The 13,865-nt window shown below is 61.3% G+C and carries 14 protein-coding genes; 13 read left to right on the forward strand and 1 reads right to left on the reverse strand.

From position 1 onward, the window contains the following. Nucleotides 1-98: 98 nt before the first annotated feature. The 11 genes from rpmF (at nt 99) to ACTPOI_RS07770 (ending at nt 10,618) form a co-directional block, all read left to right on the forward strand. Nucleotides 99-281, forward strand: a complete 183-nt coding sequence (rpmF, locus tag ACTPOI_RS07720; protein WP_005794249.1) for a 50S ribosomal protein L32 — start codon at nt 99-101, stop codon at nt 279-281. 107 nt (nt 282-388) lie between these two features. After that, nucleotides 389-1,441: a phosphate acyltransferase PlsX gene (gene plsX / locus ACTPOI_RS07725; RefSeq protein WP_291516698.1), complete on the forward strand. Its 1,053-nt coding sequence runs from the start codon at nt 389-391 to the stop codon at nt 1,439-1,441. After that, entirely contained in the window at nt 1,441-2,418 is a 978-nt protein-coding gene (locus ACTPOI_RS07730; protein WP_440107991.1) for a beta-ketoacyl-ACP synthase III, read from the forward strand. Before plsX ends, ACTPOI_RS07730 begins: the two co-directional genes overlap by 1 nt. A 58-nt stretch (nt 2,419-2,476) precedes the next feature. Continuing rightward, nucleotides 2,477-3,427: an ACP S-malonyltransferase gene (gene fabD / locus ACTPOI_RS07735; protein WP_440107993.1), complete on the forward strand. Its 951-nt coding sequence runs from the start codon at nt 2,477-2,479 to the stop codon at nt 3,425-3,427. Then, complete coding sequence (fabG, locus tag ACTPOI_RS07740; protein WP_440107995.1) at nt 3,424-4,170, forward strand: 3-oxoacyl-ACP reductase FabG; 747 nt, start codon at nt 3,424-3,426, stop codon at nt 4,168-4,170. Before fabD ends, fabG begins: the two co-directional genes overlap by 4 nt. A gap of 103 nt (nt 4,171-4,273) precedes the next feature. After that, nucleotides 4,274-4,513 carry an acyl carrier protein gene (gene acpP / locus ACTPOI_RS07745; RefSeq protein WP_003058049.1) on the forward strand — a complete coding sequence of 80 codons (240 nt, stop codon included), beginning with the start codon at nt 4,274-4,276 and terminating at the stop codon, nt 4,511-4,513. Between the two features lie 48 nt (nt 4,514-4,561). After that, complete coding sequence (fabF, locus tag ACTPOI_RS07750; protein WP_440108002.1) at nt 4,562-5,806, forward strand: beta-ketoacyl-ACP synthase II; 1,245 nt, start codon at nt 4,562-4,564, stop codon at nt 5,804-5,806. A gap of 662 nt (nt 5,807-6,468) precedes the next feature. Beyond that, nucleotides 6,469-7,095, forward strand: a complete 627-nt coding sequence (rpoE, locus tag ACTPOI_RS07755) for an RNA polymerase sigma factor RpoE (protein ID WP_440108005.1) — start codon at nt 6,469-6,471, stop codon at nt 7,093-7,095. An 8-nt stretch (nt 7,096-7,103) separates the two neighbouring features. Then, entirely contained in the window at nt 7,104-7,772 is a 669-nt protein-coding gene (locus tag ACTPOI_RS07760; RefSeq protein ID WP_440108291.1) for a sigma-E factor negative regulatory protein, read from the forward strand. 96 nt (nt 7,773-7,868) lie between these two features. After that, complete coding sequence (locus ACTPOI_RS07765; protein ID WP_440108292.1) at nt 7,869-8,918, forward strand: MucB/RseB C-terminal domain-containing protein; 1,050 nt, start codon at nt 7,869-7,871, stop codon at nt 8,916-8,918. A gap of 230 nt (nt 8,919-9,148) precedes the next feature. Then, nucleotides 9,149-10,618, forward strand: coding sequence for a Do family serine endopeptidase (locus ACTPOI_RS07770; protein ID WP_440108007.1), 1,470 nt, complete (start codon nt 9,149-9,151; stop codon nt 10,616-10,618). A gap of 161 nt (nt 10,619-10,779) precedes the next feature. On the opposite strand, the gene ACTPOI_RS07775 is transcribed toward ACTPOI_RS07770, so the two are convergent. Continuing rightward, a complete protein-coding gene (locus tag ACTPOI_RS07775; protein ID WP_440108010.1) occupies nt 10,780-11,082 on the reverse strand; it encodes a hypothetical protein in 303 nt (100 codons plus the stop codon). Here ACTPOI_RS07775 and lepA point away from each other — a divergent pair. Then, nucleotides 11,072-12,880, forward strand: a complete 1,809-nt coding sequence (gene lepA / locus ACTPOI_RS07780; RefSeq protein ID WP_440108012.1) for a translation elongation factor 4 — start codon at nt 11,072-11,074, stop codon at nt 12,878-12,880. The genes ACTPOI_RS07775 and lepA overlap by 11 nt on opposite strands. Further along, nucleotides 12,880-13,854 (forward strand): signal peptidase I, encoded by a 975-nt coding sequence (gene lepB / locus ACTPOI_RS07785; RefSeq protein WP_440108014.1) that lies wholly within the window; start codon nt 12,880-12,882, stop codon nt 13,852-13,854. Before lepA ends, lepB begins: the two co-directional genes overlap by 1 nt. Nucleotides 13,855-13,865 lie beyond the last annotated feature (11 nt).

The following is a 13,865-nucleotide window of genomic DNA, read 5'->3' on the forward strand; positions in this document are numbered from 1 at the left end:
AAATCATTTGGGTTATAATCGAGGGCTTCGCGCGAATCCCCTCGTGTCTTAATGGGCTGATCGCGTTTTTACCAACCTATTCAAGACCAGGAGCCATCATGGCCGTTCAGCAAAACAAAAAGTCCCCTTCCAAGCGCGGCATGCACCGTTCGCACAACGCCCTGAATGTGCCCGGCATTGCTGTGGAACCTACCACTGGCGAAACGCACCTGCGTCACCACATCAGCCCCAACGGTTTCTACCGTGGCCGCCAAGTGCTGAAGAACAAGTCTGAAGCCTGACTTTCGCCCCATCCAGAGGCCCGTGGCTACTTCAAAGGTAGCGCGGGCCTTTGTTTTGACCGTTGCATTCATCTCCTGGCCACCACGGCCAGCCGGACAAGTCGCCCATGATCACACTGGCTGTTGACTGCATGGGGGGCGACCATGGCCCCCGCGTCACGCTCGCGGCGTGCCGCCAGTTCCTAGACCACCATCCTGATGCCCACCTGCTGCTGGTCGGTCTGACGGACAGTCTTAAAGCGTTCTCCCACGACCGGGCCACACTGGTTGCGGCCTCCGAGGTCGTGGCCATGGACGATCCGGTGGAAGTCGCCCTCCGCAAGAAGAAGGATTCTTCCATGCGGGTCGCCATCCAGCAGGTCAAGGACGGCACGGCTGCTGCTGCCGTTTCTGCCGGCAACACCGGTGCGCTCATGGCAATTGCGCGCTACATCCTCAAGACGCTGGACGGCATTGACCGCCCGGCCATCGCCACGCAGATGCCCAATGCCAAGGGCGGGGCCACCACCGTGCTTGATCTGGGTGCCAACGTGGATTGTTCCGCCGAACACTTGCTCCAGTTTGCCGTGATGGGCTCGGCGCTGGTATCGGTACTCAATGACGGTGGCGAGCCTACCGTGGGGCTGCTCAATATTGGCGAAGAAGCCATCAAGGGCAGCGAAGTCATCAAAAAAGCGGGCGAACTGCTTCGATCTGCCGGTAACGCCGGAGATTTGAACTTTGTTGGCAACGTTGAAGGCAACGACATTTTCAAGGGCGTGGTCGATATCGTCGTCTGTGACGGTTTTGTGGGTAATGTGGCGCTCAAGGCCAGCGAGGGCGTGGCCACCATGATCATCGGTGGCCTGAAAGCGGAGTTCTCGCGCAATATCTTCACCAAAATCGCTGCTATTGCCGCGTATCCCATCCTAAAAGCGCTAATGAAGCGCATGGACTACCGCCGTTACAACGGCGCGGCCCTGCTGGGGCTGCGCGGGCTGGTCTTCAAGAGCCACGGTTCGGCGGACGCGATGGCCTTCGAGCAAGCTTTGAACCGGGCGTATGATGCAGCCCGCAACAACCTGCTCGACCGTGTCCGGACCCGGATTGCGCATGCGGCGCCCCTCCTGGCTCCCGCCGATGCCCAGCCCCAGCCTGGCCTTGCGGCGGCGACACATTGATGAGACGTTACTCCCGCATTACCGGCACCGGCAGCTACCTGCCGCCGCGCCGCCTGACCAACGCCGATCTCGTGGCCGAGCTGGCCGAACGCGGCGTCGAAACCTCTGATGAATGGATCGTGGAGCGCACCGGTATCCGTGCGCGCCACTTTGCGGCCCCCGATGTGGCCAGCAGTGATCTGGGCCTGGAGGCTGCGCGCAACGCCATTGCAGCCGCAGGCCTTCAGCCATCGGACATCGATCTCATCATCGTGGCCACGTCAACGCCGGACATGGTCTTCCCCTCGGCCGCGTGCATTCTCCAGCACAAGCTGGGGGCTAACGGCTGCCCTGCGTTCGATGTGCAGGCGGTCTGCAGTGGCTTCGTCTATGCGCTCGCGGTGGCTGATTCGATGATCCAGACGGGCGCCGCCAACCGTGCGCTCGTCGTGGGTGCCGAGGTGTTCAGTCGCATCCTGGACTTCAACGACCGCACCACCTGTGTGCTGTTTGGCGACGGTGCCGGGGCTGTGGTGCTCGAGGCTTCCGAGACGCCAGGCATTCTTTCCAGTGACCTCCATGCCGACGGCAAATATGTAGACATTCTGTGTGTCCCCGGAAATGTGTCGGGCGGCTCTGTGCTGGGTGATCCGGTGCTCAAGATGGATGGTCAGGCGGTGTTCAAGCTGGCGGTCGGCGTGCTGGAAAAAGCGGCCCATGCGGCACTTGCCAAGGCAGGCCTCACCGAGGCAGATATCGACTGGCTCATTCCGCACCAGGCCAACATCCGCATCATGCAGGGCACGGCCCGCAAGCTGAAGATGTCGATGGACAAGGTTGTGGTCACGGTGGACCAGCACGGCAACACGTCTGCGGCCTCCATCCCCCTCGCGCTGGACCATGCCGTCCGCTCTGGCCAGGTCAAGAAGGGTGACACCGTATTGCTCGAAGGGGTGGGCGGCGGTTTCACCTGGGGTGCTGTGCTACTGAAAATGTAGCTGCCCGGGCAGTGAATGCCTGGACTCGACGCTGTTTTGATCATTTTTTTTCATTCACATGAAGTCATTTGCATTTGTCTTTCCGGGCCAGGGCTCGCAGTCCGTCGGCATGCTGGATGGCTGGGCGGGTCATCCTGCGGTTCTGGATACCGTTCGCGAAGCGTCTGACGCGCTGGGCGAAGACATCGGCGCGTTGATCGCCCAGGGGCCTAAGGAGTCCCTGGCGATGACCACCAACACCCAGCCGGTGATGTTGGTGGCAGGTGTGGCTGCCTGGCGGGTGTGGCGTGCTGAAGGCGGGGCTGTCCCCGCGGCAGTGGCTGGTCATTCGTTGGGCGAGTATTCGGCGTTGGTCGCCGCTGGCGTGCTGAGCCTGTCGCAGGCTGCGCCGCTGGTTCGGCTCCGTGCCGCAGCCATGCAGGAAGCCGTGCCCGTGGGTGCTGGTGCGATGGCCGCCATCCTGGGCATGGATGCCGCGGGCGTGATCGCCGGATGCGCTCAGGCTGTGGCCTCGTTCGGCGAGGGCTCGTCCGAGGTGGCCGAAGCTGTCAATTTCAACGATCCTTCCCAGACAGTGATCGCCGGAACCAAGGCGGGTATTGAAAAGGCCTGCGAGGTGCTGAAAGCCGCGGGGGCCAAGCGCGCGTTGCCGTTGCCCGTGTCGGCTCCTTTCCATTCCAGCCTGATGAAGCCGGCGGCCGAGAAGCTGCGTGCCGCACTGGCGGATGTCGCCCTGGCGGCCCCCCAGATTCCGGTGGTGAACAACGTGGATGTGGCCGTGGTGTCTGATGCAGCTGCCATTCGTGATGCGCTCTACCGGCAGGCCTTTGGTGCCGTGCGCTGGGTGGAATGCGTGCACGCACTCAAGGCCCGCGGCGTGACACACATCGTGGAGAGTGGTCCGGGCAAGGTGCTTGCCGGCCTCACGAAGCGCATTGATCCTGAACTGGTGGGCGTAGCCCTGTACGACACGGCCACGCTGGCCGAAACCCGGGAGCTGCTGGCATGACCGAAACTTCATCTTCAACGCAGGTTGCGCTGGTCACGGGCGCTTCGCGCGGCATTGGTGCGGCCATCGCGCTGGAGCTGGCCTCGCGCGGCTACCAGGTCATCGGTACCGCCACCACGGACGATGGCGCGCAGCGCATTACCGAGGCGCTTGCCTCGTACCCCGGATGTCGCGGTGCGAACCTCAACGTCAACGATGGTGCCGCCCTCGAAGCGCTGATCGACGCCATTGTCAAGCACCAGGGCGGCCTGCATGTTCTGGTCAACAACGCAGGCATCACGCGTGACACCCTGGCCATGCGCATGAAGGACGACGACTGGGATGCCGTCATCGACACGAACCTCAAGGCCGTGTTCCGCGCCAGCCGCGCCGCCATTCGTCCCATGATGAAGCAGCGCTTTGGCCGCATCATCAGCATCACCAGCGTGGTCGGTGCATCCGGTAATCCGGGGCAGGCCAACTACGCGGCCGCGAAGGCCGGCGTGGCTGGCATGACGCGCGCCCTGGCCCGCGAGCTGGGCAGTCGCAGCATCACCGTCAATTGCGTGGCACCCGGCTTTATTGAGACCGACATGACCTCGGCGCTGCCCGAAGAACAGCAAAAAGCGCTCAATGCCCAGATCCCCCTGGGACACATGGGCAAGCCGCAAGACATCGCGCATGCCGTTGCATACCTCGCTTCGCGCGAAGCAGGTTACGTGACCGGTCAGGAGTTGCATGTCAATGGCGGCATGTATATGTAATTGTTGAAAGATAACGCCGGTTCATCCGGACGGCGGGCTGTTTAGGGTGCGCTCCTTAACCAGCTAGAATCGCGGATTCATTCACAACCCCCAGAGGGAAACCATGAGCGATATCGAAGCACGCGTCAAAAAAATCATTGCCGAACAACTCGGCGTGGAAGAGTCCCAGGTCACGAACGAAAAGGCTTTTGTTGCTGACCTCGGCGCAGACTCCCTTGACACGGTGGAACTGGTGATGGCTCTGGAAGACGAGTTCGGCATCGAGATCCCCGACGAAGACGCGGAAAAGATCACCACGGTGCAAAACGCGATCGACTACGCCAACACCCACCAGAAGGCCTGATAGGCGTTCTGCGCCTGACTCAAGCCGATCAGCAGAAGGTTTTCACGCATGAGCCGTCGTCGCGTTGTCGTGACCGGCCTGGGTTGCGTCAGCCCCGTGGGTAACACGGTGACCGACGCCTGGGCCAATATCCTCGCCGGCGAGTCCGGCATTGATCTCATCACCAAGTTCGATGCGACCAACTTCGCCTGCAGGATTGCAGGAGAGGTCAAAGGGCTGGATCTTGAGTCGTACATCAGCGCCAAGGACGCGCGTGCGATGGACAGCTTCATCCACTTTGGCATTGCAGCGGCGGCCCAGGCCGTACAGGACGCAGGGCTGCCTACAGGCGAAGCCCTGGACGATGAGTTCGCGACCCGCATAGCCTGCGTGATCGGCTCTGGAATCGGCGGTCTTCCGCTGATTGAAAACACCCATGCGGAACTGGTCAGCCGTGGCCCTCGCCGCATCACCCCATTTTTTGTACCTGCCTCCATCATCAACATGGTGGCCGGCCACGTGTCGATGCGGTTTGGCTTCAAAGGCCCCAACCTGTCGGTCGTGACAGCCTGTACCACAGGTTTGCACTGCATTGGCGAAGGCGGTCGCATGATCGAGTACGGCGACGCAGATGTGGTCATCGCGGGCGGTACGGAATCCACGGTGTCGCCTCTGGGCATTGGAGGCTTTGCGGCCATGCGCGCGCTGTCCACGCGTAACGATGATCCCAAGACCGCTTCGCGCCCTTGGGACAAGGACCGCGACGGCTTTGTGTTGGGCGAGGGCGCTGGTGTGGTAGTGCTTGAAGAGTACGAGCACGCCAAGGCGCGCGGCGCCAAGATTTATGCGGAGCTTGCCGGTTTTGGCATGAGCGCGGACGCTGGCCATATGACGGCACCCAACATGGACGGACCGCGTCGCGCCATGCTGAGCGCGCTGCGCAATGCGGGCGTCAACGTCGATCAGGTCGATTACCTGAACGCCCACGGCACCTCCACCCCCCTGGGTGACCTGAACGAAACCAATGCCATCAAGGCGGCTTTGGGCGATCACGCGTACAAGACCGTGGTCAGCTCTACCAAATCGATGACGGGCCACCTGCTTGGCGGTGCCGGCGGTATCGAGAGCGTGTTCACCATCCTGGCCTTGCACGAGCAAAAGGTGCCTCCCACCATCAACCTGTTCAATCAGGACCCGGAGTGCGACCTGGACTATTGCGCCAACACGGCCCGCGATATGAAGATGGACGTGGCTGTGAAGAACAACTTTGGTTTCGGCGGCACCAACGGTACGCTCGTTTTCAAACGCGTCTGATACAGGTGGCGGGGCGGTCTGGCAGGGTGCGAGACGAAAAGTCCAAGCTGCGTTTGGCAGCATGGACGATACGGATCCAGTAACAACAACCGCAGCGCTGGTCCGTTGTTCGCTCCGGCCGTTCCCCTGTGAAAGCATCCTCCCGCAAGAGCGCACCTCCCGTCGTGTTCCCGGTGAAGCGAAGCGCTGCTTTGGCTTGGGTCATAGGTACCATCCTTGTTGTTGCCGTGGGCGCCATCGCGGCCTGGGCCGGTACCGGCGGTACGGCACATCCCCGCCCGTGGGTCTGGTTGTGCGCTGCAATAGTGGCGTGGATGCTGGCAGCACTGGGAGCGGGGCACTTCTGGTTCACCCAGCCCCGTGGCGAGCTTCGTTGGGACGGCTCTGGCTGGCTGCTGAGTGTCGGCGAAGCTGGTCAAGCCGACTCGCGCAGCGGAGCCCTGAAAGAGCGCCCTCAGGCGCTGCTCGACTTGCAGACGCACCTCTGGCTGGTCCTCAGGGCTGCTGACGGCAGGCGCGTGTGGCTCTGGTTGGAGCGTGCGCATCACCCACAGCGATGGCTCGACTTGCGCCGTGCGGTATATTCGCGCGCCCCCTCGGGTGCTGGCCCGGCAGACAACCTGTCCCGGCCGGCTGCCGTGGACCGCGATTCCTGAGTACCCATGACCGCAATTCCTCCCTTACGCCCAGACGACAGCGACCTCCAGCTTGTGGAGCGCACTGTTGCGGGCGACCAGCGCGCTTACGAGCTGCTGGTGATCAAGTACCAGCGGCGCATAGAACGGCTCATCGGCCGCATGGTGCGCGACACCGACCTGGTCCAGGACATTGCCCAGGAAACATTCATCCGTGCCTACCGTGCGCTCCATCAGTTTCGCGGAGAGGCGCAGTTCTACACCTGGCTCTACCGTATCGCCGTCAATACCGCCAAGAAGGCGCTGATGGACATGAAGCGCAATCCTGTCATTTCCGAGAATGCGCTTCGCGGCAATGATGACGACGATGAAACTTCCCGCATCGGACAGGAACTAACCACCGACGAAACCCCCGAAACGGTACTCGCAGCGCGCGAGATCGCTGAGGCTGTGAACGCCGCCATGGAAGCTTTGCCGGATGATCTGAAGCAGGCGGTCACGTTGCGTGAAATCGAGGGGTTGAGTTACGAGGAAATCGCGACCGCCATGGAATGCCCCATCGGAACGGTCAGGTCCCGGATTTTCAGGGCGCGCGAGGCCATTTCGGCCAAGGTGCGCCCTTTGCTGGAAAACCAGACAGGCAAAAGATGGTAGGTAACGGAATGAACAACAGTGCATTTGCAGGCAAGGACAGTTCGGCGGTTGATTGTGGGCAAAGCGAGCGCGAGCTTCTTTCTGCGCTGGCGGACGGCGAACTGCAAGGCGACGAACTCCAGGCGGCGCTGGATCTGTGCGGGCGCGATCAGAGCCAGGCCACTTGGGAGCTGTACCACCTCGCTGGCGATGTGCTTCGCTCTCCTGATCTTGCGCGGCCGGTCAACAGCGCGTTCATGTCCCGGTTGCGCGAACAACTGGGTCAGGAGCCATCCCCTGCAAACGTCCAAATGGAGGTCGAACAGCCTTCCATCGTGCGTGTAGGTAGGGTGGATGAGGCTTCGAATGCCTCTGTGTTTCGATGGAAGATGGTGGCTGGCTTTGCTTCGCTTGCCGCAGTGGCAGCAGTCGGTTGGACATCGCTGGCGGGCATCCAGGCGGGCACCCGGGGACCGGCCAGCATGAGCCAGCAGCTGGCTGCCGCACCCGCAGTAGTCGCAACGACCGCCAATCCGGCTGTTGTCGCTGTGGCTGATGCCGACGGCCAGCAGGTCATGATCCGCGATCCTCGTCTCGATGAGCTCTTGGCCGCCCACAAGCAGTTTGGCAGCACTTCGGCCCTGCAGATGCCTGCCGGTTTTCTGCGCAACGCCACCTTCGAGTCGCCCGGTCGATAACGTGGTGGGCGTGGTTTCTGGTTCTGTAACTGTGCCCCTATGAACAGCCGAACACGGGAAGACGCGGGCACTGCGGAGGGCGCGATGCGGAGTGGGATGTTGGCTGCAGCAACCCTTTTGCTTTGCGTCTTTGGAGCCTCCAGCGACGGGCTTGCTCAGCCCGGTGCTCTGTCAGGATCTGGGCTGATTGCCGGCGCCGCCTCATCGGCTTCCGCTGAGGGAGTCCCCACGGCGGACCGCAGCGTGTTGCAATGGGTCGAGCGCATGCATGCTGCGCCGTGTCAGCGCTCGTACACCGGCACTTTTGTTGTCCTGTCGGCATCTGGTGCCATGTCCACCTCCCGCATCTGGCACGCGTGTGACGAGCGTAACCGGCTTGAGCGGGTGGAATCCCTGAGTGGCAACCCTCGCACGGTGTTTCGGCGCAACGATGAGGTGCGCACCTTTTCGCCTGAGAGTCGTACCGTGCGCACAGACCGCCGCGACACCGGTACCACGTTCCCCCGTGTTGCGGTCGTGCCTGGCACAGCCATCTCCCAGTTTTACGCTGCAACCCGTCTGGGCCAGGACCGGGTAGCCGGTTATCTGGCTGATGTCGTCTGGTTCAAGCCGCAGGACACATTGCGGTTTGGGTACCGTTTGTGGAGCGAGCGCGATACCGGTCTGGTGATCAAGCTCCAGACCATTACTGCCGACGGCAAGGTTCTCGAGAACGCTGCCTTTTCTGAACTGGACTTGCGAGCCTCCCTCCAGCCCGAACAGATCTCCCGCTTGATGGATACCACTGCAGGCTTCAAGGAGGTCTCGGCTCCTGCCACCAGAACCTCGGCCCAGGCCGAGGGGTGGGCGATGCGCCAGCCGGTGCCAGGGTTTGTTCCCGTGAGTTGTCACCAGCGCTCCATGGCGGCCGCCGATGGGGCCGGTCAGGTGCTGCAGTGCCTCTACTCGGACGGGCTTGCGTCCGTTTCGCTGTTTCTGGAGCCCTTCGATGCCACGCGCCACCCGGCCCAGCCGCAGGCGACCAGCATGGGAGCCACGCATCTTCTGGCACAGCGCCTGAATGCGGATACCTGGGTCACGGCCGTGGGGGAAGTACCTTTGCAAACCTTGAAGGTTTTCACCACGCAGTTCCAGCGCATTCGCTGAGGGTCGCTCTGGTAGGGCCCAGCGCTCCACCCGCATACCTCGATTTTCCGCATACGGTCGAAGGCTGCGTCCGTAGAAGCCTTGTGCGATCGCGAGGCTGTCAATGCTACGAGGCCAGGTGATCCGAACGGTGGCGCGTGGTACAGGCCGACGGGAACCAATCGTATCCGGAGCCTTCTGAGTTACATAAGTTGTTGGACTGCTGTGTTTTCTTCTACGAAAGGTTGACGATGCCCAAACTCGATACCCTCCGCTCTGTGGCGTTGGCTTGCATGTTCACCGGGCTGGCGGGTGCAATGGTTGCGCCGCAATTGGCCGTTGCCCAGCCTGCTGCTGCGGTGCGAGGTCTGCCAGACTTCACCGAACTCGTGGACCAGGTGGGACCTTCGGTGGTCAATATCCGAACCGTTGAAAAGGCATCCAGCCGCGCGGGTGGCGCCAACGGCATGAATGAAGAGATGCTCGAGTTTTTCAAACGGTTCGGGGTTCCGATTCCGAATGTGCCGCGCCAAGAGAGGCCCCAGCGACCCCAGCAGGAAGAAGAAAATCAGCCTCGCGGTGTTGGCTCCGGCTTCATCCTCACATCAGACGGATTCGTGATGACCAACGCCCATGTGGTCGATGGAGCTGATCAGGTCATCGTGACGTTGACGGACAAACGTGAGTTCCGGGCCAAGATCGTGGGCGCCGACAAGCGCACGGATGTCGCGCTGGTAAAAATTGAAGCCACCGGGCTTCCTGCCGTGAAGGTCGGTGATCTGAGCCGCCTGCGTGTGGGAGAGTGGGTGATGGCGATCGGCTCTCCCTTCGGACTGGAGAACACGGTCACTGCGGGCATCGTGAGCGCCAAGCAGCGTGACACCGGTGATTACCTCCCCTTCATCCAGACCGACGTTGCCATCAACCCTGGAAACTCGGGTGGGCCGCTGATCAACATGCGCGGCGAGGTGGTTGGCATCAACAGCCAGATCTATTCGCGCTCGGGTGGATTCATGGGAATCTCCTTTGCCATCCCCATGGATGAGGCGATCCGGGTGAGCGACCAGCTCAAGGCAACAGGCCGCGTGACGCGCGGGCGCATTGGCGTGCAGATTGGGCAGGTCAGCCGTGACGTGGCGGAATCCATCGGCCTCGGCAAGGCCACAGGTGCGCTGGTGACCGGCGTAGAGCCAGGTTCGCCAGCGGACAAGGCGGGCGTCGAGGCGGGCGATATCATCACGCGCTTCGATGGCAAGCCGATCGAGAAAGTGGCGGACTTGCCGCGCTTTGTGGGCAACACCAAGCCAGGCAGCAAGGCCACCGTCACGGTGTTTCGGCGCGGCTCTTCGCGTGACCTCGCGGTGACGGTCGCCGAGATCGAGGCTGAAAAGCCAGTGGTGGCGCGTGCGCCGGAGCGCGAGGAAAAGCCAAAGGCATCTCCTGCTGCGCAACAGATTGGGCTGGCCGTTGCAGAGTTGCCGGATGCGCAAAAGAAGGAGCTCAAGCTGCAGGGCGGTGTGGTCGTTGCTGCTGCCACGGACGCGGCGGCACGGGCAGGCTTGCGCGAAGGCGACGTGATCCTGGCGATTGCCAATACGGAAGTTGCTGGCGTGAAGGAGTTCGAGGCCGTGTTGGCCAAGGCAGATAAAAGCAAGCCCATCAATGTGCTCTACCGCCGTGGGGAGTGGGCTCAGTACGCGCTCATTCGTCCAGCAAAGTAGCCGGGGCTGAATCCGTCCGGCGCGTGCCATGGCGATCCTGCGCGCGCTGACGTGCCTTTGACAAGGCACCCGGCGTTCGCGGGTCTAGAAGCCCCATGGATGAGTTTCGATAGAATGGAGGCCTTCGTTAGCGCGCCTTGGTATATCGAGTGCGGCGGTCTTCACCATACGGGATTCGTGCCGCGATCTTCGGCGATTTCGGTGCTCACCCACAAGTTGTCCAGCGTTGCAAGTTTGCAGACTGTGTATAACCTGTGCATAAAATCGCTGTTGCAGTGCGGCAACTTCGCTGAAATGGTCCTCGACTGGCTGCCGCTTTCGCCCTTTTTGCCTACAATGAAGCTCCAACTTTCGCAGTTGCCAATGATTGTTGGTTCAGGGCGCGTCGCCATTCGACGCGCCCTTTTTTCTTGTGCGCCCCATTTCAATTCAATCACTTGACGTGTCCCGTTGATGAACCACATCAGAAATTTTTCCATCATTGCGCACATCGACCATGGCAAGTCGACACTGGCCGACCGCCTGATACAGCGTTGTGGCGGGCTTGCAGACCGTGAGATGGAAGCCCAGGTCCTCGATTCGATGGACATCGAAAAGGAGCGTGGGATAACCATCAAGGCGCAGACCGCTGCGCTGCAGTACAAGGCCCTGGATGGACAGGTCTACAACCTCAACCTCATCGATACACCAGGGCATGTCGACTTCTCGTACGAGGTGAGCCGCTCGCTGTCTGCATGCGAAGGTGCGCTCCTGGTGGTGGATGCATCGCAGGGGGTTGAGGCCCAGACCGTAGCCAACTGCTATACGGCTCTTGACCTGGGTGTGGAGGTGGTGCCCGTCCTCAACAAGATGGACCTGCCCAACGCAGACCCGGAGAACGCCAAGTCTGAAATCGAGGACGTGATTGGCATTGACGCCACCGACGCCATTCCGTGTTCTGCCAAGACCGGCATGGGGATCGACGAAATCCTTGAAGCCATCGTGGCCAAGGTGCCTGCGCCGCGTGGCAAGGCAGACGGCCCGCTTCGCGCGATGATCATCGACAGCTGGTTCGACAGCTACGTGGGCGTGGTCATGCTGGTGCGCGTGGTAGACGGGCGCCTGCTCAAGGGTGAGCGCATCAAGATGATGGCCAGCGAGGCTGTGTACAACGCCGACAACCTCGGTGTTTTTACGCCTGCCAACGAACCGCGCAATTCGCTAGATGCCGGGCAGGTGGGCTACATCATTGCAGGCATCAAGGAACTGCAGGCGGCCAAGGTGGGTGACACCATCACACTGGAAAAAAAGCTACCGAACAATGCCGGGCCTGCTACTGAAGCCCTGCCAGGTTTCAAGGAAATCCAGCCGCAGGTGTTTGCGGGCCTGTACCCCACGGAAGCCAGCGAGTACGACTCGCTGCGCGATGCGCTGGAAAAGCTCAAGCTCAACGACGCCTCGTTGCATTACGAGCCCGAAGTCAGCCAGGCGCTGGGCTTTGGTTTCCGATGCGGTTTCCTTGGGCTTTTGCACATGGAAATCGTTCAGGAGCGTCTCGAGCGCGAGTTCGACCAGGACCTCATCACGACAGCGCCGAGCGTGGTCTATCAGGTGGTCAAGGCCGATGGCGAAGTGGTCATGGTCGAGAACCCCTCCAAGATGCCCGACCAGGGCCGTCTGGAGGAAATCCGCGAGCCCATCGTGACCGTGCATCTGTACATGCCGCAGGACTACGTTGGCCCGGTGATGACACTGGCCAACCAGAAGCGCGGCGTGCAGATCAACATGGCCTACCACGGGCGCCAGGTCATGCTGACCTACGAGATGCCGCTCGGCGAGATCGTGCTGGACTTCTTTGACAAGCTCAAGTCCGTGTCGCGCGGCTATGCGTCAATGGACTATGAGTTCAAGGAATACCGGGCCTCCGACGTGGTCAAGGTAGACATCCTGCTCAACGGCGAGAAGGTCGATGCACTGTCCATCATCGTGCACCGGTCTCAATCGCAGTACCGCGGCCGTGCGGTGGTCGCAAAGATGCGCGAGATCATCAGCCGACAGATGTACGACGTGGCCATTCAGGCTGCGATTGGCGCCAACATCATTGCGCGCGAGACCATCAAGGCCCTGCGCAAGAACGTGCTGGCAAAATGCTACGGGGGCGACATATCCCGCAAACGCAAGCTTCTCGAGAAGCAGAAAGCAGGCAAGAAGCGCATGAAACAGATTGGCTCCGTCGAAGTGCCACAGGAGGCGTTCCTGGCCATCTTGCAGGTGGAAGACTGATGCAGTTCATGCAGATCCTTACGGCCGCGATCCTTGCCGCGGCGGCAGGCTACGTGGGCGCGTGGTACCTCGGGGCCATCGAGGGCAACTTCGCGTTGCTCCTTTTTCTGGCCACGTTCGTGACAGGCGTGTACTGGCTCGCTGAGCGGTTTTATTTTCTCCCGCGCCGCCGCCAAGCTGCGCAAGCCATCGAAGATGCTGCGATTGCGCGCCGGGCTGAGCTTGACCGCATGGGCATTCAGAAGGTGGATGTGGACACCACCGAGGCCAAGGGGCGCATCCTCATGCAGCCATGGTGGCTGGACTGGACCGCCGGGTTGTTCCCCGTGATTGCTGCGGTGTTCGTACTTCGATCCTTCCTGTTCGAACCGTTCAAGATTCCTTCCGGTTCGATGATTCCCACGCTGCTGGTGGGCGACCTGATCCTGGTGAACAAATTCACCTATGGAATCCGGCTGCCTGTGATCCACACCCGGATCACTGAAGGCAACCGCCCTGCGCGGGGTGATGTCATGGTGTTCCGCTATCCCCCCCAGCCCAGCCTTGACTACATCAAGCGCGTGGTGGGCGTACCGGGCGATGAGGTCGCCTACATCAACAAGCGTCTGAGCATCAACGGCCAACCGGTGGACACGGCGGCTTTGCCAGACTTCCTTGAAGAAGACTCAATGCGCTACTTCAAGCAGTTTGAGGAACAGCTGGGCGAGCACCGCCATCGCCTGCTCAACAACGCCGATGTACCGGCATTTGTGCAAGGTGCAAGCAACTTTGCTTACCGCGAAAACTGCCGCTACAGTGTGGAAGGGGTGGTGTGCAAGGTGCCTGAGGGGCATTACTTCATGATGGGCGACAACCGCGACAACTCCCTCGATTCGCGCTATTGGGGTTTTGTGCCCGAGCGCAATGTCGTTGGCAAGGCGTTCTTCGTCTGGATGAACTTTGGCAATTTCAAGCGCATCGGCCCATTCAACTGACATGGCCCTGT

This window comes from Acidovorax sp. BL-A-41-H1 (assembly GCF_051942715.1).

Coding starts and splice junctions, on each gene's coding strand:
- rpmF (WP_005794249.1), top strand. CDS start 99: ATGGCCGTTCAGCAAAACAAAAAGTCCCCTTCCAAGCGCGGCATGCAC.
- plsX (WP_291516698.1), top strand. CDS start 389: ATGATCACACTGGCTGTTGACTGCATGGGGGGCGACCATGGCCCCCGC.
- ACTPOI_RS07730 (WP_440107991.1), top strand. CDS start 1,441: ATGAGACGTTACTCCCGCATTACCGGCACCGGCAGCTACCTGCCGCCG.
- fabD (WP_440107993.1), top strand. CDS start 2,477: ATGAAGTCATTTGCATTTGTCTTTCCGGGCCAGGGCTCGCAGTCCGTC.
- fabG (WP_440107995.1), top strand. CDS start 3,424: ATGACCGAAACTTCATCTTCAACGCAGGTTGCGCTGGTCACGGGCGCT.
- acpP (WP_003058049.1), top strand. CDS start 4,274: ATGAGCGATATCGAAGCACGCGTCAAAAAAATCATTGCCGAACAACTC.
- fabF (WP_440108002.1), top strand. CDS start 4,562: ATGAGCCGTCGTCGCGTTGTCGTGACCGGCCTGGGTTGCGTCAGCCCC.
- rpoE (WP_440108005.1), top strand. CDS start 6,469: ATGACCGCAATTCCTCCCTTACGCCCAGACGACAGCGACCTCCAGCTT.
- ACTPOI_RS07760 (WP_440108291.1), top strand. CDS start 7,104: ATGAACAACAGTGCATTTGCAGGCAAGGACAGTTCGGCGGTTGATTGT.
- ACTPOI_RS07765 (WP_440108292.1), top strand. CDS start 7,869: ATGTTGGCTGCAGCAACCCTTTTGCTTTGCGTCTTTGGAGCCTCCAGC.
- ACTPOI_RS07770 (WP_440108007.1), top strand. CDS start 9,149: ATGCCCAAACTCGATACCCTCCGCTCTGTGGCGTTGGCTTGCATGTTC.
- lepA (WP_440108012.1), top strand. CDS start 11,072: ATGAACCACATCAGAAATTTTTCCATCATTGCGCACATCGACCATGGC.
- ACTPOI_RS07775 (WP_440108010.1), bottom strand. CDS start 11,082: ATGTGGTTCATCAACGGGACACGTCAAGTGATTGAATTGAAATGGGGC.
- lepB (WP_440108014.1), top strand. CDS start 12,880: ATGCAGTTCATGCAGATCCTTACGGCCGCGATCCTTGCCGCGGCGGCA.